This window comes from Archangium violaceum (assembly GCF_016887565.1).
Lineage (GTDB): Bacteria > Myxococcota > Myxococcia > Myxococcales > Myxococcaceae > Archangium > Archangium violaceum_B.
Genome location: NZ_CP069396.1, coordinates 1,021,646 through 1,044,379, shown reverse-complemented (window position 1 = coordinate 1,044,379; position 22,734 = coordinate 1,021,646). Strand labels below are relative to the sequence as shown.

Below are 22,734 nucleotides of genomic sequence, written 5' to 3'. Positions count from 1 at the left end.
ATGGACCGCGACAGGCTCGCCCAGGCGCTGATGGCCACCTTCCTCGAGGAGCTCGAGGGACACGTGGCCGCGCTCAACCGGGAGCTGCTCGCGCTGGAGAAGGCGCCCTCGCCCGCGCGCTTCGGGGAGCTGATGACGTCGCTGCTGCGCACGGTGCACAGCGTGAAGGGCGCCTCGCGGGCGGTGAGCGAGGGCATCATCGAGACGGCCTGTCACCGGCTGGAGGAGGTGCTGGCGGTGGTGCAGCGCCTGGGACGCGCCAGCCCGGAGCTGATGGAGCTGTGCTTCACCGCCGCGGACGCGCTGGACGACGCGGGGCGGCGGCTGGCGCAGAAGCAGGGACTCGCGGACTCGCCGCTGGAGACGCTGCTGCCCCGGCTGGAAGAGGCGGCGCACGCGCCCGAGAGCGTCCACCGGGCGGAGCCGAAGCGGGCCCCCGCCCCCGAGGCGCCACCGCCCCCGCCTCCGGCCGTCGAGGCCCCCGTGCCCGGCGTGGAGGGGCTGCCGGTGCGCGTGTCCGCCCAGAAGCTGGACGCGCTGCTGGCCCGGAGCGGCGAGCTGCGCGTGGCGGGCCTGCGGATGGAGGGGCGGGTGGATCTGCTGGAGGCGGTGCGCGAGGAGCTGCACCAGCTCCGCCTGCGGCTCCGGGGCGCGGACGAGGTGACGGCCCGGCGGATGGAGACGCGGCTGGCACAGCTCGGCCGGACGCTGGCGGCGGACCGGCGGACGCTGCTGGCCGCCACGAGCGGCCTGGACGAGGAGGTGCGGCGCGCGCGAACCCTGCCCTTCGCCGAGGCATGCGCGGGGCTGGAGCGGAGCGCGAGGGACCTGGCGTTCGCCGCGGGCAAGCGGGTGCGGCTGGAGGTACACGGCAGGGCGCTGGAGCTGGACCGCTCGCTGTTGCAGAGCCTGCGCGAGCCGCTGCTGCACCTGGTGCGCAACGCGGTGGCGCACGGCCTGGAGAGTCCGGCGGCGCGGCGCGAGGCGGGCAAGCCCGAGGAGGGCCTGGTGACGCTGACGGCGCGGCTGCTCGGCGGCCGGGTGCAGGTGGTGGTGGAGGACGACGGCCGGGGATTGGACCTGGAGTCCATCCGCGAGCGTGCGCGCGCCCGGGGCCTGCCGGTGATGGAGGACGCGGGGGACGCGCGGCTCATCTTCTTCTCCGGCCTGTCCACGGCGGAGTCGGTGACGGCGGTGTCCGGGCGCGGGGTGGGCCTGGACGTGGTGCGCTCACAGGTGGAGGCGCTGCGGGGCAGCGTGGAGGTGTCCTTCGAGCCGGGCCGGGGGACGCGCTTCGCGGTGGACGTGCCCCTGACGCTCAGCACGCTGCGGGTGCTGCTGGTGACGGCGGGCGGCCAGTCGTTCGCGGTGGAGGGCGAGAACGTGGCGCGCCTGCTGCGCCTGGGGGCCGGGGACGTGCGCGTGGTGGAGGGCCGGCAGACGTGGGCCACGCCCCAGGCGCTGGTGCCGCTGGCCACGCTGGCCACGGTGCTCGGCCTGCCCGCGAGCGCCCCGCGCCCGCGCCCCAGCGCCATGGTGCTGGCCTCGGGAGAGCAGCGCGCCGTGCTGGTGGTGGACGAGGTGGTGGCCGAGCAGGAGGTGCTCATCCGCGGCCTGGGCCCGCGCATCCGCCGCGCGCGTCACGTCTCGGGCGTGGCGGTGCTGCCCGACGGGCGCATGGCCCCGCTGCTCAATGCCGCCTCCCTGGTGCGCGCCGCCGAGGGCCGCACCACCCCGGTGGGCCTGTTCCCCGCCCCCGTCGAGAAGAAGGCCCGCCGGCGCGTCCTGCTCGCCGACGACTCGATGACGACGCGCACGCTGGAGCAGAGCATCCTGGAGGCGGCCGGCTATGACGTGCTGGCGTGCGTGGACGGACAGGAGGCCTGGGAGCGGCTGCAGGCGGAGGGGGCCGATGCCGTCGTCTCGGACGTGGAGATGCCGCGCATGGACGGCTTCGCGCTCACCGAGGCGGTGCGCGGCTCCCCGCGCTTCGGCCGGCTGCCCGTGGTCCTCGTCACGGCGCGCTCCAAGCCCGAGGACCAGGCGCGCGGCCTGCAGGTGGGTGCCAGCGCCTACCTGGTGAAGAGCGCTTTCGATCAAACCCATCTGCTGGAGACCCTGAGACAGCTCCTATGAAGCCCGACAAGCTCCGCGTCGTCGTCGCCGAAGACTCACCCACCGCCCGGCGCCTGCTGGTGGAGATCCTCCGCGCGGACCCCTCCTTCGAAGTGGTGGGCGAGGCGAAGGACGGCGTGGAGGCGCTGGAGCTCACCCGGCGCCTGCGGCCGGACCTGGTCACCATGGACATCCAGATGCCGAACATGGATGGACTGGAGTCCACGCGGCGCATCATGACGGAGGTGCCCACCCCGGTGGTGGTGGTGTCCACGCTGGTGGAGCGGGACATCCAGACGTCCATGGCGGCACTGCGCTCCGGAGCGCTGGCGGTGCTGCAGAAGCTGGTGGGCCCGCAGGCACCCAACTTCGATGACGAGGCCCGCCGGCTGCGCGACACGGTGAAAGCCATGGCCGAGGTGAAGGTGGTGCGGCACTGGCCGGCGCGCGGTGAGACGCCCGCGCCGCGGCCTCCTTCTGTGCAGACGAGCCGCGGCACGCCCGCGGTCATCACCATCGCCGCCTCCACGGGAGGCCCGGCGGCGCTGCACCGCATCCTCTCGGCGTTGCCCGCGACCTTCCCACTGCCCATCCTGGTGGTGCAACACATCGCCCTGGGCTTCGCCCAGGGACTGGCCACGTGGTTGGACAGTGTGTGCCCGCTGGAGGTGAAGGTGGCCGAGCAGGGAGAGCCCTTGCGTCCGGGGGTCGTCTACATCGCTCCGGACGACCGGCACCTCGGGGTGCGGGCGGACAGACATATCGAGGTGTCGAACGCGGCGCCGGTGGGAGGCTTCCGACCGTCGGGCACATGGCTCTTCCGCTCGGCGGCCCGGGTCTTTGGTGCCGCGCAGGCCGCCGCCGTCCTCACGGGGATGGGGCAGGACGGACTGGACGGTTTGCGAGAAGTACACGAGGCGGGAGGCTGGGTCATCGCCCAGGACGAGGCGACGAGTGTCGTCTACGGAATGCCGGGAGTGGCGGTGTCCGCGGGCCTGGCCGACGAGGTGCTCCCCCTGGACGCCTTCTCCCACCGCTTCCGGCAGCTCGCCGGAGTAGAGACCGAGGGAGCGTGAAAGGTGCGCACGGGACGGGTGCCAACGTTACCTTTCCGAATGTCGCCCGCCGGGTCGCCCCACGGCCGGGCTGGACGGAGCCCAGGTGGCATGAAATGAAGAGGAGCCCCTCGTCGCCCGTTGCGGCGCTGCCATGAGTCTTCCCCTGTCCGGATTCGAGATGGCCTTCAAGGCCCTGCCGGAGCCCGCCTACCTCCTGGACGAGGCGGGCCAGGTGCTGGCGTGCAGCGAGGCGGGCGCGCGGGTGTTGGGACTGGTGCCGGAGCTGCTCATCGGCCAGCGCTGGGTGGGGCTGTCGCTAGGCGCCGAGGAAGGGGCCCTGCTGGACTCCGGGCGAAGCGTGGCGCTGGCCAGCGAGGCCACGCACGTGGTGCAGGCCCTGTGGCCGAGCGACACCGGCGCCCGGCCACATACCTTCAGCTTCACCCCGCTGAGGGACGGACAGGGCCCGACACGGATGCTGGTGATGGTGCGGCCCCTCACCGAGGCGGAGTCCGCGTACTCGCGTGCCCTGGCGCTGGAGCAGGCGGCGCGGGCGGAGGTGGAAGCGGCCGAGCGCCGACAGTCCTTCCTCTACCAGGCGATGACGACGCTCTTCGCGCACCCGCCGGATCCGCAGGGCATGTACACGCTGCTGGCGCACCTGGCGGTGCCGGACCTGGCGGACTGGTGCATGGTGGACGCGGTGGAGCAGGGGGCGTGGGTGTCGCGCGTGGCGGTGGCGCACCTGGACCCGACCCAGACGGAGCAGGCGCGCGCGCTGACGAGGCGCTTCGAGCGGCGTCCGGCGCCGGTGGGAGTGCTGCGGGTGCTGCACACGGGCGAGCCGGAGCTGGTCCCCGCGGTGACGGACTCGCTGCTGCGCGCGGCCGCGAGCGAGCCCGAGCACCCGGCGATGCTCAGCCGGTTGCAGGCGCGCTCGTACATGATCATCCCCTTGAAGGCGCGAGGACACACGCTGGGGGCGGTGACATTCGTCTCGAGTGCGTCGGGGAGACGCTACGGCCCGAACGACCTGGCGCTGGCGGAGGACCTGTGCGTGCGGGCGAGCCTGGCCATCGACAACGCGCGGCTCTTCGGCGAGTCGAGGCGTGCCACGCGGGCGCGAGAGGATCTGCTGGCGGTGGTGTCACACGACCTGAAGAACCCGCTGGGGGTGGTGCAGCTGGCGTCGGCGCTGCTGCTGCGCACGTGGCAGGGGAAACCGGGCGGCGAGCAGGTGCAGAAGCAGGCGGGACGGATCCAGGCGGCGGCGGAGCGGATGGGGCGACTCATCTCGGATCTGCTGGACTGGGGCCGAATCGAGGCGGGCGGGCTGCCACTGGAACCCTCGGTGCAGGAGGTGGCCTCGCTGGCGCTGGAGGCGCTGGAGAGCGTGCGCCCGCTGGCGGAAGCGCGCGGGCTGAGGGTGGCCGCGGAGCTGCCGGACGAGAGCGTGCGGGTGAAGTGTGATCGGACGCGGGTGTTGCAGGTGCTGGGAAACCTGCTGGGCAACGCGGTGAAGTTCACGCCGGATGGCGGACAGCTGACGGTGGGGGCGCGGGTGCACCGGGGAGAGGTGCGGCTGTGGGTGAGGGACACGGGGACGGGGATCCGACCCGAGGCGCTGCCCCACGTCTTCGAGCGCTACTGGCAGGCGAAGGAAGCGGAGAGCCGGGGAACGGGCCTGGGGCTGTACATCGCCAAGGGGATCGTGGAAGCGCACGGCGGTCGAATCTGGGCGGAGAGCGAGCAGGACAAGGGAAGCACCTTCACGTTCACGCTGCCGCTGGTGAGCCTGAAAGCGGAACCCCACCCGTCCCTGTAATCAATCCCCCTCCCTCTCCCGCCGGGAGAGGGTCGGGGTGAGGGTATCCGTCCCCGAGCTCCCGCCCGTGCCTAACCGCCGACGGGGGCGTGCTGAGTCACCGTGCGAACGAGCACGAAGCTCCCGGTGGGCCCGAGGGCAATGACATACGTCTCGCGCTCCACCTCGACGAGGGAACCGGTGGAGTCCTCGGGCTGCCCCTCCAACCACACCAGGGCATCGCCCATGGAGTGAAAGGAGCGGATGGGGAGGGACGAGGCCCGGACGGTGGAAGGAGAAGCGAGCCACTCCCGGAAGGCCTCGAGTTGCCCGCTGTGGTGAAGGAACAGAAGGGAGCGGGCCGCGAGGGAGATGGCGGCATGCTCCTCGGACTCGGGCGAGTGGGAGCGGGCCGCGGAGACGAGCGCTCGCAGCGTCCGTTCCAGGCCGGGCTCGAAAGAGGACTCATCCATGGTGCACCCCTGCACGTGGAAGGCGGAGATGCGTATCAATCTGTCCGAGCCGCTCGCGGAGACAAGCCCCGGGAGGCGGAAGAGCCCGGTTGTCGACGCGTATTCCGGAGGAGGAGCGCGAGCGCTCTCCCGATGCGTCTGGCCCCATGCGGGAAACCCGACACTCCGGCCGGGAGGGGGACATTCCCTTGCACCGAGACCCGGCCCTTCCCCAGGTTCGAACGAGCCCCCCGCTCCCATTCGCGCGCCCCTTCCCGACCGGACGAGGAGGAAGAGTCATGGCCGCAGATCCACGAGTCCTCACCACGCCGGTGCCCTCCGCGGGCGAGCCCCCACGGCGGCCGGAGGGCCGGAAGATGGTGAGCTGGTATGACCCGCTCGTGCTCGCCCAGACGGGCGTGCGCTCCATCATCTCAGCGACGATCGGGAGCCAGGCGGATCGCCGGCTGCTCGATGCACTGGCGGCACCGAAGGTGGAGCCGAGTGACTTCTCGGTGGACGCGGCGGGCCGTCCGCGAGAGGAGCTCTGGCTCGACTACGTGGCGGACATGGGGGATGGCTGGGACTCCACGTACACCATCGCGCAGACGGTCTCCCGGCCGACGCTGACACTGAAGGACGAGACGGGGACGACCCACGAGACGCGAGGAGGCGAGGTGCTCGTCTTCGGCGGGGACGAGGTGTACCCGACGGCGAGCGTGGGGGAGTACGAGGAGCGCACGGTGAAGCCGTGGACCGCGGCGATGAGAGGGCAGCGGCCGGCGCCGCACCTGTTCGCCATTCCGGGCAACCACGACTGGTACGACGGGCTGGTGTCCTTCATGCGGCTGTTCTGTCAGGGGCGGCACCCGGCGGGCTGGGAGACGCACCAGCGGCGCAGCTACTTCGCGGTGAAGCTACCGCACGGGTGGTGGCTGATCGGCACGGACATGCAACTGGAGTCGGACCTGGACGAGCCGCAGGTGCATTACTTCCAGGAGATAGCGAAGCGGATGCGGGAGGAGGATCGGATCATCCTGTGCCTGGCGGAGCCCGCGTGGCTGGTGGCGCAGGTCCGCGCGCCGAAGGAGCGCTCGTACCTGAACAACAACCTCGACTTCCTCGAGGAGCAGGTGTTCGGAAAGAAGGTGAGCGTCTTCCTGACGGGGGACATCCACCACTACCGGCGGCACGCCAATGCCGAGGGGAGGCAGAAGATCATCGCGGGAGGAGGAGGGGCCTTCCTGCACCCGACGCACGTGCCCCGGAAGGAGAGCGAGCTGGCGGAAGGCTTCACCCAGCGCAAGACGTTCCCGGCGGCGGAGGAGTCGCGGAGGCTGTGCTGGCGAACGCTGGGGTTCGTGGGACACAACCCGAAGTTCGGAGTGCTCACGGGACTGCTCTACTTGCTGCTGTCCTGGATGCAGGTGGCGGATCTGCGCGAGGGCGGCACGGTGACGTGGAACCTGGGGCGCGTGCTGGGCGCGGCGCTCGTCAACCCGGGGGTGATATTGCTCTCGGCGCTGCTGGTCCTGGGGCTGATCGGCTTCGCGGACGCGCGCTTCGGGCGTGGGCGCTGGGTGGCGGGAGTGCTGCACGGGTGCGCGCACCTGGCCGGGGCGCTCCTGGCCTTCTGGGCCGCCTTCGCCATCTCGGGCGCCGTGCTGCCGCTGGGGAGCGTTCCGCAGCAGTTGCTCGGGGCGGTGCTCGTCTTCGCGGTGGGCTTCCTGCTCGGACCGACGCTGATGGGGCTCTACCTGCTGCTCTCGCTCAACGGCTTCGGAGCGCACCCGAACGAGGCGTTCTCGGCACTGGCCATCCCGGACTGGAAGAACTTCCTGCGGCTGCGGATCGACAAGGACGGACGCCTGTGGCTCTACCCCATCGGCATCCGCCGGGTGCCTCGCGCGTGGAAGCCCGGGGAGACGGCGCGCGAGCCGGAGTGGGTGGCGGATGACAAGGACGCCACGCCTCCGGAGCTCATCGAACCGCCCATCGTCATCGGGCTACTCCATCCGCACTGAGTAGCGCCCCACGTACGAGGCCCAGTGCGCGAGCAGGGGCAGATTGGGATTGAAGCGCAGCGGCTCCCCGACATCCCGGAGCCAGCGCCGCAATGTCGTCCACCCGGGCTGCGCCTCTGGTGCCGCCTCCAGGGTGCACCTGGCCACCAGGTCGCGCAGATCCCTGGGCAGGTCCGGGTCTTTCGTCTCGCGTATGTCCACGTCCGCGACCCTCATCAAACTGCGGAAGAAGAACGGGGACACGCGCGGAAGGCCCGTATCCACCGCGAGCAGGAAGAGCAACATCTGGTGGACCTCATCGGAGAGGGCGTCCTTTTGCGCGTACGGCATCAGGCCCGCCTTGATGAAGTGGTAGACGTTCACGAAGCGTTTCAGCGCACGCGGCGAGCGACCCAGCAACGGAGCGGCGTGGCGGATGAAGGAGTGTTCCGCCTGGCTGAGCTTCAGGCTCTCCAGGTTGATCCGGACCGGAGGAGGAGGCTCTTTCGTGCCATCGGGAGCACCCGAGGAGACCGGGGGTGACTCCTTCTTGTCGGCCATGACTTCGCCCGCGAGCAGATGGCCGAGCATGCGTTGGCCGGACTTGGGGCTCATCGGCTTCAGCCAGAAGGGAATCTGGAAGATCTTCTCCAGATAGTCGCTGGTCGTCGTCCTGCCGGTGACATGGGTGCGCGCACGGGACTTCGCCTCCACCTCGATGACCTGGAGCAGCTCCTGGAAGTGGACCTTGAGCGAGCGGGTGAGCCACCAGCCATCCACACTGACGACCACGACGAACAAGGGGAAGGAGAGCAGCAGGTGCACCGCCTCCAACACCTCCACGACCTTGCTGGTCTGGCAACGATCGAGGTCGTCGATATAGAGGACGATGCGGTTGATGCGCCGGGTCTTCTCCTCTTCCTCCTCCTCCAGGGTCTCGTACTTCTTCACGGAGCGCGGGCGCTCTCCGGGGATGGGCGGATCCAGCCGCCAGTTCTCCTCCTCGACGAGGCCCGACAGGACCTCGAAGTCGTTTCGCAGGAGCGCGAGCACCCCGAGATGTCTGCGGTAGTCGGTGCTCGCCGCACGATCCTCGACGTACTGGGCGAGCAGCTTGCTCGCGGTGGACATCTCCAGCTCCGCCTTCGACTCGGAGACGCGGCGCTGGGCCTCCTGGTGGAGGTGCCGCGCGGCGCTGTAGTCCGACTGGAGCCGTTGCAGCTCCTGCTCCAGCCTCTGGAGCTCGGCCGTCTCATCCGCGAGTTGCACCGCCAGGTCCTCTTCGTACTGGCGTTGGACCCCTTCGACCTTGTCCAGGAAGCCAGAGAACCAGCCGAGCTGCTTGCGAGCCCAGGCCGCGAACGAGGTCAGCAACGCCATGACCCCGGAGGACAGCGCGGACAGCCAGGCGATGCGCGTCTGTCCCAGGAGCTCGAGGAGCGTCCACACGACGAGCAGGGCCACGGGTCCCACCAACAAGCTGCCCACGAGCGCGAGCCACCGCTTCCGCCTGTCCGGAGCGTGGAGCAGGGGTGACAGGAGCGTGCCGCCACGCTGGACGATCCCCTTCACCTCCGCCAACCCGGCCTGGACCTCCCTGGCATTCTCCTCCACGGGCTGGAGCTCCAACACCCGCCGGAGCTTGTTCACCGCCGTCTGCGCTTCCGGTAGCGCGAAGCCGAGCAGGGCCTTGCGCTTGGACTTCTCGGCCACGACCCGCGCCTGGGTGTCGAGCTGCTCCCGGGCCTCGTTCACCGCGCGCTCGGTGTCCTGGACCGCCTTCTCGGCCCGCTGCTCCTCCTGGCTCGCCTGCCGCTGCGTCCCCTCCCGGGCCCTCAGCTCCCGCAGCAGGTGCTCCTGCAACTTCTCGGTGACGGTCCGATCTTCCTCTCCGGACACACTCAGGTTCTCGAAGATGTGCTGGGCGAGGCTGGCCCAGAGGTTGCCCTCGGCGTAGTGCCAGGCATTGAATTCGATCTGCACGATGCGCTTGTAGAAGGGCAGGTCCCGCTGCATCCGCCCCGAGTCTCGCGCCTCCCGGGAGAGGGCATCGACCGCGTCACGGATGCGTCGCATGAAGAAGGTCTTGCCCGAGCCCCACTCTCCGAACAGCCCGATGGAGAGGGGGGGCGTGACGGAGCATGCGGCGATCAGCGTGGCGAACGCGGCGACATCCTGGTCGATGTCGAGCAGATCCTTCCCGTACGTACCATCCGCGTGAAAGCTGGATGGACACCGCACTGGAGACGGTTTCTCCAATGGCGTGGAGCCAACGGCCTCCTCATCTTCTCGCGCTTGTCGCCGCATGGGCCTCCCCTGCGCAGAACCTCCGTGAGGAGACAGGGTGGGGACCCCTCGATTGTGACGGCCCTCGACTCCGCTCTCTCTGAGAAAAAGAAAGACACACACCGGGGGAAAACCCCGCCTCCCGGGGTTCCGTCGGCCATGGCCGCCCGGTTATCCTGCGAGCCGCCATGCGTTCCCGCCACCTCCTCCTCCTCGCGCTCGCCGTGGCGCCCGCCGCCCGAGCACAGTCCGCCCCGCGCGCCCTGCCCCACTCGGAGCTGCGCGTGGACCTCGGCGCCCTCACCGGCGGCTACACGTATGGCGGTGGCGCATGGATGAGCCCCTTCGCCTCCCAGGCCGCCTCGGGCCACCTCCTCCTCGGCGGCTTCACCCTCGACGCCGGCGTCCTCTCCCTCGTGCCCCTGCAACGCCACGGCTCCGGCGCCAGCCTCACCCTCACCGCCCGCGCCGGCTACACCGGCGAGCGCTGGAGCCTCGTCGGCGGCCCCGTGCTCAACCTCGCCTACACCGCGCGGCCCGCCCTCCAGGTGCTACCCTCGGTGAAAGCCCTCTACCGCGTGGGCCCCGTGGACCTGCACGCGGGGCTGCTCGACCTGCACGGCCTCGTCCCCGCCCACCTCGGCGCCTCCTGGAACGGACTGGGCCTGGCGTATGTCCTTCCCCTTGGAGCCCGCGCGTGGGCCCACATCCCCCTCTCCTCCTCCCTGGGCCTCCAGGTGGAGGGCTTCGCCTTCCGTCTCGGCAGCGCCCAGTCCGCGATGCTCACCGTGGGCCTCTCCACCCGCCCCTCCTCCTCCACTTCCGCCCAGCCATGAGCCCCCGCGCCCTCCTTCTCGGCCTCGCCCTCCTCGCCGGCTGCAGCGAGCGGCCCTCGTTCGATCCAGCCCGGGTGAACGCCGCCCCCATCGGCAAGGGCCTGCCCCGAGGCTTCCTGCTCGGCACCTCCACCTCCAGCCATCAAATCGAGGGTGGCAACGAGAACGACTGGGCCACCTGGGAGCGCGCCTCCTTCCCGGATGGCGCGCCCCACATCAAGGACCGGAGTGTGTCCGGCCCCGCCGCGGACTCGTGGAACCGCTTCGACGAGGACGTGAAGTCGATGAAGCAGCTGGGCTCCAACGCCTACCGCTTCGGCGTGGAGTGGAGCCGCCTGGAGCCCACGCCCGGCGCGTGGAACGCCGAGGCCGCCGAGCGCTACCGTCAGTGGGCCCACACCCTGCGCGTCCAGGGAATCGAGCCCATGGTGACGCTGCACCACTTCACGCTGCCCAACTGGGTGGCCGAGTCCGGTGGCTGGGAGAACCCCGCCACGCTGGACGCCTTCGAGCGCTTCTCCGGCCGGGTGGCCGAGCTGCTCGGCGCCGACGTGGACTGGTGGTGCACCATCAACGAGCCCAACGTGCTCGCGGTGTTCGGCTACATGGACGGCGTCTGGCCGCCGGGGAAGACGGACACCGTGGCCGCGGCCCAGGTGCTGGCCAACCTCATGGAGGCCCACGCCCGCGCCGCGCGCCAGCTCCGCGCCCTCGACACGGTGGACGCGGATGGGGACGGCAAGGCCACGCTCATCAGCATCGCCCACCATGTGCGCTACTTCCAACCCGCCAGCGGCTCCGTCACCGACGTGGCCGTGTCCGGCCTCACCGACGCCTTCTTCAACGAGAGCGTCCCCGAGGCCCTGCGCACCGGCCGCATCTCCCTCTTCGTGCCCGGCTCGGTGTCCCTCCAGCGGGACATTCCCGGCCTGAAGGGATCCATCGATTATCTCGGCATCAATTACTACACGAGGGATCACATCCGTCAGGACACCTCACCGTCCTTCTCCCACAAGTACGTACCCGCCGGGTACGACACCAATGATCTGGGCTGGGAGCTGCATCCGGAGGGCCTCTACCTGTTGCTCGAGCGCTTCGCGAACTTCGGCGTGCCGCTGGTCGTCACGGAGAACGGCATGGATGATCGCACGGGAGAGCGTCGGCCCTACTACCTGCGCAGCCACCTGTACGCGGTGGAGCAGGCGGTGGCGAAGGGGGTGGACGTGCGCGGCTATTTCCACTGGAGCCTGATCGACAACTTCGAGTGGGCGGAGGGGTATGAACCGCGCTTCGGCCTGTTCCGGGTCGATCGTGGAAACGCGGAATTGACGCGACAGGCCACCCCCGCGGTGGAGACGTTCCGGGAAGCCGCGAGGAACCTGGGATTGACGCCCACTCCCTGATGGACGGGAGGGCGAAATTTCCGGAAAGTAGGAAGCCAGAGGAGTGACACCATGGGCGTGATCCAGTTCATCGACGATTTCCGTTCGCTCCACACGCGGGCCCGACGGGGGCAGCTGCCGGAGTCCGAGCGGCAGGCCTACCTGGCGGCGCGCGAGCAGTTCGCGCGGGCGCTGTTGAATGCCCAGGGCCTGATGCTGGACGGGGCGGAGGCGCGACGCCACTACCGCGTGGCGCACCAGCTGCCGGTGGAGCTCCAGATGGCCTATGGCAACGTGTGGACGAACACGTTGGACATCTCGGCGGGAGGCTTCTCGGTGATGCTGCCGCACGCGGTGGACACGGCGGAGCGGCCGAGCACGCTGCTGCACCTGCCGGATGGCTCGTCGCTGGCGGGCCGGGTGCGGGTGGTGTCGCAGTTCCAGAGGGCCGACAAGCACCGGGCCTCGTTCGCCTTCCTGGACCTCACCGAGCGTGAGATGGAGATGCTGGAGGGTTTCCTCATCGACTTCGCGCTGGACCGCGTGGGCATCACCCCTCCGTAAAGGAGCCGTGATGAGCCCGAACCAGTGGGTGGAGCACTTCCGGACGCTCCATGAACGTGCGCGAAAGGGACAGCTACCGGAGGAGGACAAGCGGCGCTACAACGCCGCCCGGGAGCAGTTCGCGCGGGCGCTGACGGCGGCCCAGGGAATGATGCTGCCCCCCGGCCAGTCCGCCCGCCGCACGTTTCGCATCGCGCAGGGCCTGCAGGTGGACCTGAGCCTGTCCACGGGGCCGGCGCGCTCCATGACGCTGGATGTGTCGTGCGGGGGCTTCTCGGTGATGATGCACAAGCCGCCCTCCGACTCGGAGGAGCCCGGCTTCACGCTGCGCCTGCCGGGCAATCAGGAGCCGGTGACGGGCCGGGCGAAGCTGGTGTCGGTGCAGCGGAAGATCGGCACCCACCGCGTCTCCTTCTCCATGCTGGGCATCTCCGACAAGGACCTGGAGCGGCTGGAGTCCTCCCTGTTCGACCTGGCGCTCGAGCGCATCAAGTAGGGCTGGCGCCCGCGGGAGGCGGAGGCTTCGCGCAGTAGATGTTGGGAGCCACGCAGCGGGCGGGCTCGGAGCCACCGGTGAGGCTCTCCGCGTGTCCGAGGAAGAGGTAGCCCGTGGGAGGCAGCCGCCGCAACAGCGCGCTCAGGGCCTGCGCGCGCGCCTGGGCCCCGAAGTAGATGAGGACGTTGCGGCAGAAGACGAGCTCGAAGGGCCCCGCCGGCCAGCCGCGCTCGTCGTTCAAGTTGACGCGCGCGAAGCGCAGCACCGAGCGCAGCTCCGGCCCCGCCTGCATCCACCCCTCCTGGCTGCGTACACCTCGCAGCATGAAGGTCCTCAGCAGCGGCCCGGGGATGGTCGCCGCCTTCTCCACCGGCCACAGTCCCTGCCTGGCCCGCTCCAGGGCCCACGTGGACAGGTCCGTCGCCAGCACCTCCACCTCCCATCCCGAGCCCGGGGGGAAGTGCGAGAGCAGCTCCATGGCGAGCGAGTACGGCTCCTCGCCCGTCGAGCACGCCGCGCTCCACACGCGCACCCGCCGCGCCATCAGCCCCTGGGCCGCCCGCCGCGTCCACTCCGGGAAGACGCGCTGGCGCAGGAACTCGAAGTGCTCCGGCTCGCGGAAGAAGTGCGTCTCGTTGGTGCAGAGGCAGTCCAACATCCGCACCCGCTCCGCCTCGTTGCCCCGGGTGATGACGAACCGGTAGTAGGCGGCGAAGGACGGCAGCCCCAGCGAGCGCACCCGCCGGGACAGCCGCCCCACCAGCAGCGCCTGCTTCGTGGGGCCCAGGTGGATGCCCACCTCGCGCTCCACCAGGGCCTGGAAGAGGACGAACTCCCGCTCGGACAGCGGGAGCGGGCCCACGCCGGACAGCAGCGCTTCGACCGGGGTCACCGCTCTCATGCGCCCCCACTGGCCGCGCCCCCCACGAGGCCCAACAGCTCCTCGGCGGACAGCAGCCGTTCCAGGTCCAGCAGGAGGATGAAGCGCTGCTCCTGGCGGCCCATGCCCCGCAGGTAGCCCACCGGAGCGCGAGTACCGAAGGCGGGCGGCGGCTCGATGTCGTCCGCGCCCAGGTCGATCACCTCGCTGACGGAGTCGGCCAGCAGCCCCAGCGCCGTGCGCTCGCCGTCCAGCATCACCTCGACGATGACGAAGCACGTCCACCGGGTGATGGGGCGCGGGCCGAGCCCCATCGTCATCGCGAGGTCCACCACCGGCACCACCCGGCCCCGCAGGTTGATGACCCCCAGCACCGCGGGAGGCATGCCCGGCACCCGGGTGATGGGAACGTGCTCGATGATCTCCCGGATGCGCAGCAGCTCGATGGCGTACGTCTCACCGGCCAGGGAGAAGCCGAGGTACTGCGCCGGACGGGCGATCTCCGGGGCCGTGCTCGTATTCGTGCTCATGCTCATGGTGGGGCTCTCCGTCCTAGAAGCGCTTGAAGTCCTGTTCCGAGGCAGCCGCCGCGCGCTCCGACATCATCGGAAGGCCGGCATGCGCCGCGGGCGTCGCCTGCGCCACCGCCCTCAACCCCTGCGCGGGCGGATGCATCGACAGCTGCACCGGCGGCGGCCTCAGCGAGCGCACCTGCTGCACCGCTCCCTGCACATGCTCCGCCACCCGGAAGAACGTCATCATCTGCTGCAGCGACTCCGCCTGCGCCGCCAGCTCCTCCGCCGTCGACGACAGCTCCTCCGCCGCCGACGCGTTCCGCTGCGTCACCTGGTCCACCTGCACCATCGCCCGGTTCATCTGCATCACCCCGCTGGCCTGCTCCCTCGACACCGCCGCCACCTGCTGCACCAGCTGCGCCGTCTTGCGGATGGACGGCACCAGCTGCTTCAGCAGCATCCCCGAGCGCTCCGCCACCTTCACGCTGCTGCTCGCCAGTCCTCCAATCTCCTTGGCCGCCTTCTGACTCCTCTCCGCCAGCTTCCTCACCTCCGACGCCACCACCGCGAATCCCCTCCCGTGCTCCCCCGCCCTCGCCGCCTCCACCGCCGCGTTGAGTGCCAGCAGGTTCGTCTGGTACGCGATCTCCTCCACGATTCCGATCCGCTCGGCGATGGCCGCCATCGCCTCCACCGTCTCGTTCACCGCCAGCCCGCTCTCCTCCGCGTCCGTCGCCCCCTGCACCGCCATCCCCTCCAGCAGCTTGCTCGTCTCCGCGTTCTGGCTGATGGAGACGCTCAGCTGGTTGAGACTCGTCGTCGACTCCTCCACCGACGCCGCTTGCGTGCTCGTCCCCTGTGACAGCGCCTGCGCCGCCGCCGCCACCTGTCCCGAGGCCCCTGACAGCGACCCCACCGCACCCCTCACCTCTCCCAGCACGCTGTTGAAGCGCTGCACCATCTCCCTCAGCCCTCTCATCATCAGCGCCGTCTCATCCCGCCCATTCGCCTCGATGGAGTGGGTGAGGTCCCCCGATGCCAGCTTCCCGGTGAGCCGGGCGCCCTCGTGCAGCGGCCGCACGATGCTGCGTGACAGCGCCCACGCCAGCAGCACCGCCAGCAATGGACCCACCACCCCTCCCGCCGCCAACATCTGCTTCACCAGGGCAACATGCGCCCCGCTCGCCTCGTTCCGCCGGTCGCGCTGGTTCTGCTCCTCCTGCCTGAGAGCGATCGCCATGCCCCGCATGGCCTCCACGACAGTCTGTCCCTGGGCGTTCTTGGCGTAGTCCAGGAGTTGCTCCATGGGCACGCGTCCGGCATCCACACCCCGCCGCAGCGCCAGCAGGCGCTCGGCATAGGGAAGGAAGTGCTGCTGGTACTGGTCCAGCATCTTCTGGAGCAGTTCCTGCTCGTAGGCGTTGTCCAGCATCAGCTCCTTCACCTTGCCGTGGCTCCGGAGGAACTCGGATTGACGTTGGGGCAGGATCTGGGCGTAGTTCTCGTTGCCGGTGAGCGCGAAGGCCTGCAATCGGGCCTCATGGTCCAGCAGGGCAATGCCCATGGAGCGGACCTCCTGCACGCCCTCGAAGGAGCGGTAGTCTTCTTCAGCGGTCTTCACCAGGTCGACGAAGAGGATGAAGGACCCCCAGGTGACGACGAAGAGCAACGCGACGACCGCGCCGAATCCGAGCTGCAGCTTCCGGGTGATGCTGAGGTTGTCGAACATGGAGGGTATGCCTTTGGATGACGTCGCTGTCCGCTGGAGCACTGCTTCAGGTTGGGTCTGCGTCTAGAAGCGTTTGAAGTCCTGGTCCGAGGCGGCCGCCGCGCGATCCGTCACCACCGGGAAGCTGGCATGCGTCGCCTGCGCCGCGGGCATCGCCTGCGCCATCGCCCTCAACCCCTGCGCGGGCGGGTGTATCGGCAGCTGCACCGGTGGCGGCCTCAGCGAGCGCACCTGCTGCGCCGCCACCTGCCCCGCCACCCGGAAGAACGTCATCATCTGCTGCAGCGACTCCGCCTGCGCCGCCAGCTCCTCCGCCGTCGACGACAGCTCCTCCGCCGCCGACGCGTTCCGCTGCGTCACCTGGTCCACCTGCACCATCGCCCGGTTCATCTGCATCACCCCGCTGGCCTGCTCCCTCGACACCGCCGCCACCTGCTGCACCAGCTGCGCCGTCTTGCGGATGGACGGCACCAGCTGCTTCAGCAGCATCCCCGAGCGCTCCGCCACCTTCACGCTGCTGCTCGCCAGTCCTCCAATCTCCTTGGCCGCCTTCTGACTCCTCTCCGCCAGCTTCCTCACCTCCGACGCCACCACCGCGAATCCCCTCCCGTGCTCCCCCGCCCTCGCCGCCTCCACCGCCGCGTTGAGTGCCAGCAGGTTCGTCTGGTACGCGATCTCCTCCACGATTCCGATCCGCTCGGCGATGGCCGCCATCGCCTCCACCGTCTCGTTCACCGCCAGCCCGCTCTCCTCCGCGTCCGTCGCCCCCTGCACCGCCATCCCCTCCAGCAGCTTGCTCGTCTCCGCGTTCTGGCTGATGGAGGCGCTCAGCTGGCTGAGGCTCGTCGTCGTCTCCTCCACCGATGCCGCCTGCGTGCTCGTCCCCTGTGACAGCGCTTGCGCCGCCGCCGCTACCTGTCCCGAAGCCCCTGACAGCGAGCCCACCGCCCCTCTCACCTCACCCAGCACGCTGTTGAAGCGCTGCACCATCTCCCTCAGCCCCACCATCATCCGCGCCGTCTCGTCCCTGCCCCGCACCTCGATGGAGTGGGTGAGGTCCCCCGACGCCAGCTTCCCGGTGAGATCCATCGCCCCTTGCAGCGGCCGCACGATGCTGCGTGACAACATCCACGCCAGCAGCACCGCCAGCAATGGACCCACCACGCCCCCGGTCACCAACATCTGCTTGACCGATTGCACCTGCGCGTCGGATATCTCCTCGAGCCTCTGGCGCTCCGCGATCTCGCTCTGGCTGATGCTCTCCGCCAGGCCATACAGGTCGTTCAGGAGCCTCTGCCCCTTGCCCTGCTTCAGGTAGTCGACGATCGCCTGCATGGGGACACGCCCGGCATCCACGTCCCGGCGCAACTGCTGCAGGTGCTCGATATGCGGGAGGAACTGCTGCTGGTACTGGTCCAGCATCTGCTGGAGCTGCTCCTGCTCGCTGGCGTTGTCGCCCACCAGCTTCTTCACCTGGGCGTGGGACTTGAGGAACGTGTTCTTCCGCTGAGCCAGTGGCTCGAGGATGGATTCGTTGCCCGTGAGCAGGTACTCCTGCACCCGGCGCTCCGTGTCGATGTGGGCGATGCCCATGGAGCGCAGCTCGATCCGCACCTCGTGGGAGCGGTAGTACCAGTCGTAGCCCACCAGCATCATGAAGAAGGAGAAAGCACCCCAGATGGCGGCGACGAGCAGCGCGACGAGCACGCCGAATCCGAGCTGCAGCTTCCGGGAGATGGTGAGGTTCTCGAGCATGATTCTCTCTCTGGAAAAAGCGTGGAGGAACGGGGGACTCACCTCGCGGCGGCCCGCTGACGCATGGCCATGCGCAGGAGGGTGGGCACGTCCAGGACGAGTCCCACGCGCCCGCTGCCGAGGATGGTGGAGCCGGAAACGCCGGGGACGTGTCGGAAGAGCCGGCCCAGGGGCTTGAGGACGCACTGGCCCTCGCCGTGCAGCGCGTCCACCACCAGGCCCGCGCGGCCCCCACCGTGGCCCAGCACGACGACATTCTCCCGAGCGGGCCCGGGGCCCTCCACGCCCAACACCTCGCGCAGCCGCAGGTAGGGCAGCGACCGGCCCCGCAGATTCAACACACCACCGCCGGGCTGGCCGCACCGCTCCGCCGGCAGCTCCAGGCACTCGCGCACCGCGTCCAGCGGCAGCACGTACGTCTCCTCGCCCACCCCCACCGAGAAGCCCTGGATGGTGGCCAGCGTCAGCGGCACCCGCAGCGTCATCGTGGTGCCACGCCCTTCCTCCGAGCGCAGCGTCACCATGCCCCGCAGTGCCTCGACACTGCGGCGCACCACGTCCATGCCCACCCCGCGCCCGGACACCTCCGTCACCGTGTCCGCCGTGGACAGCCCCGGCATGAAGACGAGCTCCTCCAGCTCCTCCACCGTCATCCGCTCCGGCTCCAGCCCCAGCCCTCGCGCCTTCTCCCGGAGCCTGTCGTAGCGCAGGCCCCGGCCATCGTCGGACAGCTCCACCACCAGCGAGCCCGGCTCGTGGAAGGCCCTCAGCACCAGCGTGCCGCATGCCTCCTTGCCCGCGGCCCGCCGCTCGTCCGGCGTCTCCAGGCCATGGTCCACCGCGTTGCGCACCAGGTGCAGCAGCGGCTCGCGCAGGCCGTCCACCAGCGCCGTGTCCACCTCCACGTCCTCGCCCTTGAGCACCAGCCGCGCCCACTTCCGCTCCGCTCGCGCCAGGTCCCTCACCGTGCGCAGGTGCTGCCGGAAGAGCGGTCCCACCGGCACCATCCGCACCCGCATCACCTCCTCGCGCAGCTCCTCGTGGAGCCGGTCCGCCTCGAGGTGCACCCCCAGGGCCTCCTCCGCCGTGCCCGTGGACAGCACCTGGGCCAGGCGCGTGCGGGCGATGGCCAGCTCGCCCGTAAGCGTGGCGATGCGGTCCAGCTTCTCCAGGTCCACCCGCAGCGTGCGCCCCCGACGCCCTCCCGCGGGCGCCTCCTCCACCACCGGCTCCTCCGCCGGCACGGCGGGCGCCACCATCGGCCGGGCCTGCTGGCGCAGCGCGGCGCCACAGGCGCGCAGCCGCTCCAGCAGGGCCTCATGGCCCTCCAGCGGCCCCTCCCGCCCCACCAGCGCGCCCTGCATCATCTCCCGCAGCCGGTCCACGGACTCCAGCAGCAGCGACACCTGCTCGTCCGACACCGGCAGCCGCCGCTCCTGCACCACCTCCAGCACGTCCTCCACCACGTGCGCCACATCCGCCATGGCGGAGAAACCCAGTGCTCCCGCGGCGCCCTTCACCGTGTGCGCGCCCCGGAAGATGCACATCAACCCCTCCTCGTCCGGATGCGTCTCCAGAGCGAGGAGCTTCTGCTCCATCTCGTTGAGGAGCTCTCCCGACTCCTCGGCGAAGGTGGCGAGCAGTTGCTCGCGATCCAGGTCCACCGTGTCCCCCTCCACGAAGTGGTTCCCGCTCAGGACCGTGTCCCGGCGGAGATGCCTCGCGCGCAGTAGAGGGCTCGCGCCCCCTCGGTCGCGAGCAGCTCCAGCAGCTCGCGGTCCTCCTGCACGAGGCGCTGTTTGTGAGGCAAGAGACCAAAGAGCACCATCATTCCCAGCACGTGGCCGCCCAGGCGCAGGGGCACGCACGCGCGAGGCCCCTCATGCCGCGCCTGCTCGGACACGCCCTCCATCAGGTCCGCCAGCCAGGGCGCGCCGGTGCGCGCCGCCCTTCCGATGGGGTCCTCCCCCAGAGGCAGCCGGCGGAAGCGCTCGGCGTCGATGCCCATGGACACCCGCAGCACCAGCGTCTGGCCCGTGGGCTCCAGCTCGAAGATGCCCAGCATCTCCGAGCCCACCAGGTTGACGAGCAGGTCCTGGAGGATGTCCATCAACTCTCCGGGATTCAGCGACTCGTGCAGGCGCTGGGAGGCCACGCGCAGGCGCACCAGATGGGAGAGCTCCGCCTCCACCAGCCCCTGGCGCTGGGCGCGCCACTGCTCGTCCTCGCTCCTGCGCTCGAGCGAGCGCTTGAGTTGCTCGTTCTCCGCGCGCAGGGTGGCCACCTCCGCGCGCAGTGCCTCGTTCTCCCAGCGAAGCTGCTCCCTCATGAGGGCCGTGCCTCCTCCAAGTGGCTGCGGACCTTGGCCAGCAGCTCCTCTCCATCGAAGGGCTTGGTGATGTAGTCGGTGCAACCGCTCTCGAAGCCCTGGCGCACGTAGTGCGGCTCGCCCCGGGTGGTGACGAGGATGATGGGCACGTCCTTCATCTCCGAGCGCAGGCGCAGGGCCCGGCACGTCTGGAAACCATCCAGGCGCGGCATGAGGACATCCAGGAAGATGAGGTCCGGACGTTCGACGAAGGCCTTGTCGAGTGCCTCCTGTCCATCCCGTGCGGTGAGCAGCTCGTAGCCGCAATGGGACAGCATCATCCTGTGCAGCAGCAGGACGGTGTGGGAGTCATCGACGAGGAGGATCTTCTTCTTGGGCATGACATTCCTCCGGCGTTGGAGTGGGAGGTTGGAGAAGGGGGGACTCAGGCGCCACTGCTGAAGCGGATGAGCTCGCGCAGCTGCATCAGCCGCCGGGGACTCATGCCCAGGAACTGGATGCCCATGCCGAGCGGATAGGAGGCGGTGCGTCGGGGCGCGTAGGCGTTGGACCAGGCGACGAGCCCGGGGCCCTCGAGCACCTCGCGGGTGGTGGGCAGGTGGATGCGCAGCTCCAGCGCGGAGCCGGAGCGGGCGGGCACCAGGGTGCGCACGAAGAGGGCACCAGGGCTGAGCGCGCTGGAGTAGCAGGAGCTCCACGAGTAGCCGCCCACCTCGCGGAACTCCACGGGGCAGACGAAGGGCACGCGCTCGTCCACCAGGAGCGCCGCCAGGTTGCGCTGCAGCAGGCCGTTGATGCGGGCCAGCAGGTGGCGGGGCGCCAGGGTGCGCGCGCTCATCCACACCTGCCCGAAGGACTGCACGTCCGTGACGTCGGCGTCCGTCACCACCACGGTGGGCACGCGGCCCAGGTGCGCGTCCGTGCGCAGGTGCTCCACGCGCAGCATCTCCTCGGCCGAGGTGACGGCGGTGCGCACGAGCAGCAGGTGGATGGGCTCGGCGTGCTCGGCCGCCAGGGCCAGGGCGCGCTCGCGGGTGGCGGCGTGGAGCAGGTGGTGGCCACACGCCTCCAGGTGCGGACCCAGGGCGTCGTGCGCGTCCGGCGTCTCGCCCACCAGCAGCACGGTGCGCGGGGTGCGCCGCTCCACCAGCCGGGGCGCGGACCAGGGCGTCTTGTCCCGCAGCACGTCCAGACGCGCCTGCAGCTCGTTGATGCGCACGGGGCCGAGCACGCAGTCCTCCGCGCCGCTGCGCACGCACGCCTCCAGCAGCTCCGCGGGCGTGTTCTCCCCCACGACGACGAGGATGGGCACGTCCCCGTGGACCGGGTGGCTGCGCAGCACCCCACAGCCAGTCCCTCCGTCCTGTGGCAGCGCGCGCCAGTCCACCAGCACCATCAGCGGCCGGAACCGGCCCAGCTCGACGCGGGCGGCGATCAAACTGTCCACCGACACCACCTCGCAGCCCACCGTGCGCAGCAGGGGCGTCAGGGACAACCGCAACTCCTTGACGCCATCCACGAGCAACACCCTGCGGGAAAGCTCCGCGGACACTCCCGACTGCGTGGACAGCGCGTGCGAGGCGAGTGGCATATTCGATTTCCCCCCATGACACCGCGAGACAGTCTTCAACATGGCCCCCCCCGCCTCACGGGTCCTCCCATTCCCTATCAGCTGCAAGGAATCGAGGACGACCACGTGAAAAGCACATGAAAGGGAATACGGGAAACCACGCTTGCTTGCCTCCTGACCCAGGGGTTAGGAGCCCGGTACTTGGACGCTAGCGGACACTCCCTCCCCACTTTGGGGTCCTCTCCACTCTTTCCCCTGGAAGAACAGAGACTTGCTCCGTCCACGACCCGACGCTGGATTCACCCCCATGCAGTCGGACCTTGACCTACCAGGAGAGTGTTGTCCCGTTGTCTACAGTATTTGAAAAACGTGTTTAAACCAGTCAGAACATTCCATGTCGCGCGCCGGGAATGATCTACCCCCAACACAAACTCTCACGCCATGAGACATACATATGTATGGGTTCATCCACCTCTTTCACCACCAGGCGCGGGCGGGTATGTGTGGACCCATGACCGATACCCTGGATGCCATCATCGTTCTCGTGACGGCGCCCACGGCCGACAAGGCCGCGGAGCTCGCCCGCACGCTGGTGGAGGAGGAGCTGGCGGCATGTGGCAACGTGGTGCCCGGCCTGCGCTCCATCTACCGGTGGGAGGGGAAGGTGCACGACGAGCCGGAAGCGCTGCTCATCCTCAAGTCGCGCGCCCCGCTCTTCGAGGCGCTGCGGGCGCGGGTGGTGGCGCTGCATCCCTACCAGTGCCCGGAGGTGCTGCGGCTGGGCGTGGAGGCGGGGCACGCGCCGTACCTGCAATGGATTCGGGACAACGTGCGCGCCTCGGGCGGAGGTGCGTGAAACCCAACACTTCCCGTGGGGATGGGGCCCTCGCGCCCGCCCCGATACGTCGTCCCGGCGTGCTAGACACGCGGGCCACTCCCTTCACGCGCACCACCCAAGGA

The 22,734-nt window shown here is 69.9% G+C and carries 19 protein-coding genes; 9 read left to right on the top strand and 10 right to left on the bottom strand.

Annotated elements, in window-relative coordinates:
- From JRI60_RS04425 to JRI60_RS04415, 3 genes are all read left to right on the top strand, one after another.
- Positions 1-2,136, top strand: a complete 2,136-nt coding sequence (locus tag JRI60_RS04425) for a hybrid sensor histidine kinase/response regulator (RefSeq protein WP_204228727.1) — start codon at positions 1-3, stop codon at positions 2,134-2,136.
- Positions 2,133-3,191: a chemotaxis-specific protein-glutamate methyltransferase CheB gene (gene cheB / locus JRI60_RS04420; RefSeq protein ID WP_204224622.1), complete on the top strand. Its 1,059-nt coding sequence runs from the start codon at positions 2,133-2,135 to the stop codon at positions 3,189-3,191. Before JRI60_RS04425 ends, cheB begins: the two co-directional genes overlap by 4 nt.
- 133 nt (positions 3,192-3,324) lie before the next feature.
- Positions 3,325-4,998 carry an ATP-binding protein gene (locus JRI60_RS04415; RefSeq protein WP_204224621.1) on the top strand — a complete coding sequence of 558 codons (1,674 nt, stop codon included), beginning with the start codon at positions 3,325-3,327 and terminating at the stop codon, positions 4,996-4,998.
- Positions 4,999-5,069: 71 nt separating this feature from the next.
- Here the strand turns inward: JRI60_RS04415 and JRI60_RS04410 are convergent, their stop codons facing one another.
- Entirely contained in the window at positions 5,070-5,450 is a 381-nt protein-coding gene (locus JRI60_RS04410; RefSeq protein WP_204224620.1) for a hypothetical protein, read from the bottom strand.
- Between the two features lie 278 nt (positions 5,451-5,728).
- On the opposite strand from JRI60_RS04410, the gene JRI60_RS04405 reads away from it, so the two are divergent.
- Positions 5,729-7,453 (top strand): metallophosphoesterase, encoded by a 1,725-nt coding sequence (locus tag JRI60_RS04405; RefSeq protein ID WP_239470341.1) that lies wholly within the window; start codon positions 5,729-5,731, stop codon positions 7,451-7,453.
- Here JRI60_RS04405 and JRI60_RS04400 read toward each other — a convergent pair.
- Positions 7,436-9,673: a P-loop NTPase fold protein gene (locus JRI60_RS04400; RefSeq protein ID WP_204224619.1), complete on the bottom strand. Its 2,238-nt coding sequence runs from the start codon at positions 9,671-9,673 to the stop codon at positions 7,436-7,438. The genes JRI60_RS04405 and JRI60_RS04400 overlap by 18 nt on opposite strands.
- Before the next feature lie 233 nt (positions 9,674-9,906).
- On the opposite strand from JRI60_RS04400, the gene JRI60_RS04395 reads away from it, so the two are divergent.
- The 4 genes from JRI60_RS04395 to JRI60_RS04380 are packed head-to-tail and all read left to right on the top strand — an operon-like array spanning position 9,907 to position 12,996.
- A complete protein-coding gene (locus JRI60_RS04395) occupies positions 9,907-10,554 on the top strand; it encodes a hypothetical protein (protein WP_204224618.1) in 648 nt (215 codons plus the stop codon).
- Positions 10,551-11,957 (top strand): glycoside hydrolase family 1 protein, encoded by a 1,407-nt coding sequence (locus JRI60_RS04390; RefSeq protein ID WP_204224617.1) that lies wholly within the window; start codon positions 10,551-10,553, stop codon positions 11,955-11,957. Before JRI60_RS04395 ends, JRI60_RS04390 begins: the two co-directional genes overlap by 4 nt.
- Positions 11,958-12,008: 51 nt before the next feature.
- Positions 12,009-12,500: a PilZ domain-containing protein gene (locus JRI60_RS04385; protein WP_204224616.1), complete on the top strand. Its 492-nt coding sequence runs from the start codon at positions 12,009-12,011 to the stop codon at positions 12,498-12,500.
- Between the two features lie 10 nt (positions 12,501-12,510).
- A complete protein-coding gene (locus tag JRI60_RS04380) occupies positions 12,511-12,996 on the top strand; it encodes a PilZ domain-containing protein (protein WP_204224615.1) in 486 nt (161 codons plus the stop codon).
- On the opposite strand, the gene JRI60_RS04375 is transcribed toward JRI60_RS04380, so the two are convergent.
- From JRI60_RS04375 to JRI60_RS04340, 8 genes are all read right to left on the bottom strand, one after another.
- Positions 12,989-13,897: a CheR family methyltransferase gene (locus JRI60_RS04375; RefSeq protein ID WP_204224614.1), complete on the bottom strand. Its 909-nt coding sequence runs from the start codon at positions 13,895-13,897 to the stop codon at positions 12,989-12,991. The genes JRI60_RS04380 and JRI60_RS04375 overlap by 8 nt on opposite strands.
- On the bottom strand, positions 13,894-14,406 hold the full coding sequence (locus JRI60_RS04370) for a chemotaxis protein CheW (protein ID WP_204224613.1): 513 nt from the start codon (positions 14,404-14,406) through the stop codon (positions 13,894-13,896). Before JRI60_RS04370 ends, JRI60_RS04375 begins: the two co-directional genes overlap by 4 nt.
- A 22-nt stretch (positions 14,407-14,428) precedes the next feature.
- Positions 14,429-16,120, bottom strand: a complete 1,692-nt coding sequence (locus tag JRI60_RS04365) for a methyl-accepting chemotaxis protein (RefSeq protein WP_275439098.1) — start codon at positions 16,118-16,120, stop codon at positions 14,429-14,431.
- Positions 16,121-16,183: 63 nt separating this feature from the next.
- Positions 16,184-17,875 (bottom strand): methyl-accepting chemotaxis protein, encoded by a 1,692-nt coding sequence (locus tag JRI60_RS04360; protein ID WP_204224612.1) that lies wholly within the window; start codon positions 17,873-17,875, stop codon positions 16,184-16,186.
- A gap of 38 nt (positions 17,876-17,913) precedes the next feature.
- Positions 17,914-19,539 carry a chemotaxis protein CheA gene (locus JRI60_RS04355; RefSeq protein ID WP_204224611.1) on the bottom strand — a complete coding sequence of 542 codons (1,626 nt, stop codon included), beginning with the start codon at positions 19,537-19,539 and terminating at the stop codon, positions 17,914-17,916.
- Positions 19,540-19,568: 29 nt separating this feature from the next.
- Positions 19,569-20,204, bottom strand: a complete 636-nt coding sequence (locus JRI60_RS04350) for a GAF domain-containing protein (protein ID WP_204224610.1) — start codon at positions 20,202-20,204, stop codon at positions 19,569-19,571.
- Complete coding sequence (locus JRI60_RS04345) at positions 20,201-20,584, bottom strand: response regulator (protein ID WP_204224609.1); 384 nt, start codon at positions 20,582-20,584, stop codon at positions 20,201-20,203. Before JRI60_RS04345 ends, JRI60_RS04350 begins: the two co-directional genes overlap by 4 nt.
- 44 nt (positions 20,585-20,628) lie before the next feature.
- On the bottom strand, positions 20,629-21,795 hold the full coding sequence (locus JRI60_RS04340; RefSeq protein WP_204224608.1) for a PilZ domain-containing protein: 1,167 nt from the start codon (positions 21,793-21,795) through the stop codon (positions 20,629-20,631).
- Positions 21,796-22,285: 490 nt separating this feature from the next.
- Here JRI60_RS04340 and cutA point away from each other — a divergent pair, with 490 nt between their 5' ends.
- Positions 22,286-22,630 (top strand): divalent-cation tolerance protein CutA, encoded by a 345-nt coding sequence (cutA, locus tag JRI60_RS04335; protein ID WP_204224607.1) that lies wholly within the window; start codon positions 22,286-22,288, stop codon positions 22,628-22,630.
- Positions 22,631-22,734: the final 104 nt, after the last annotated feature.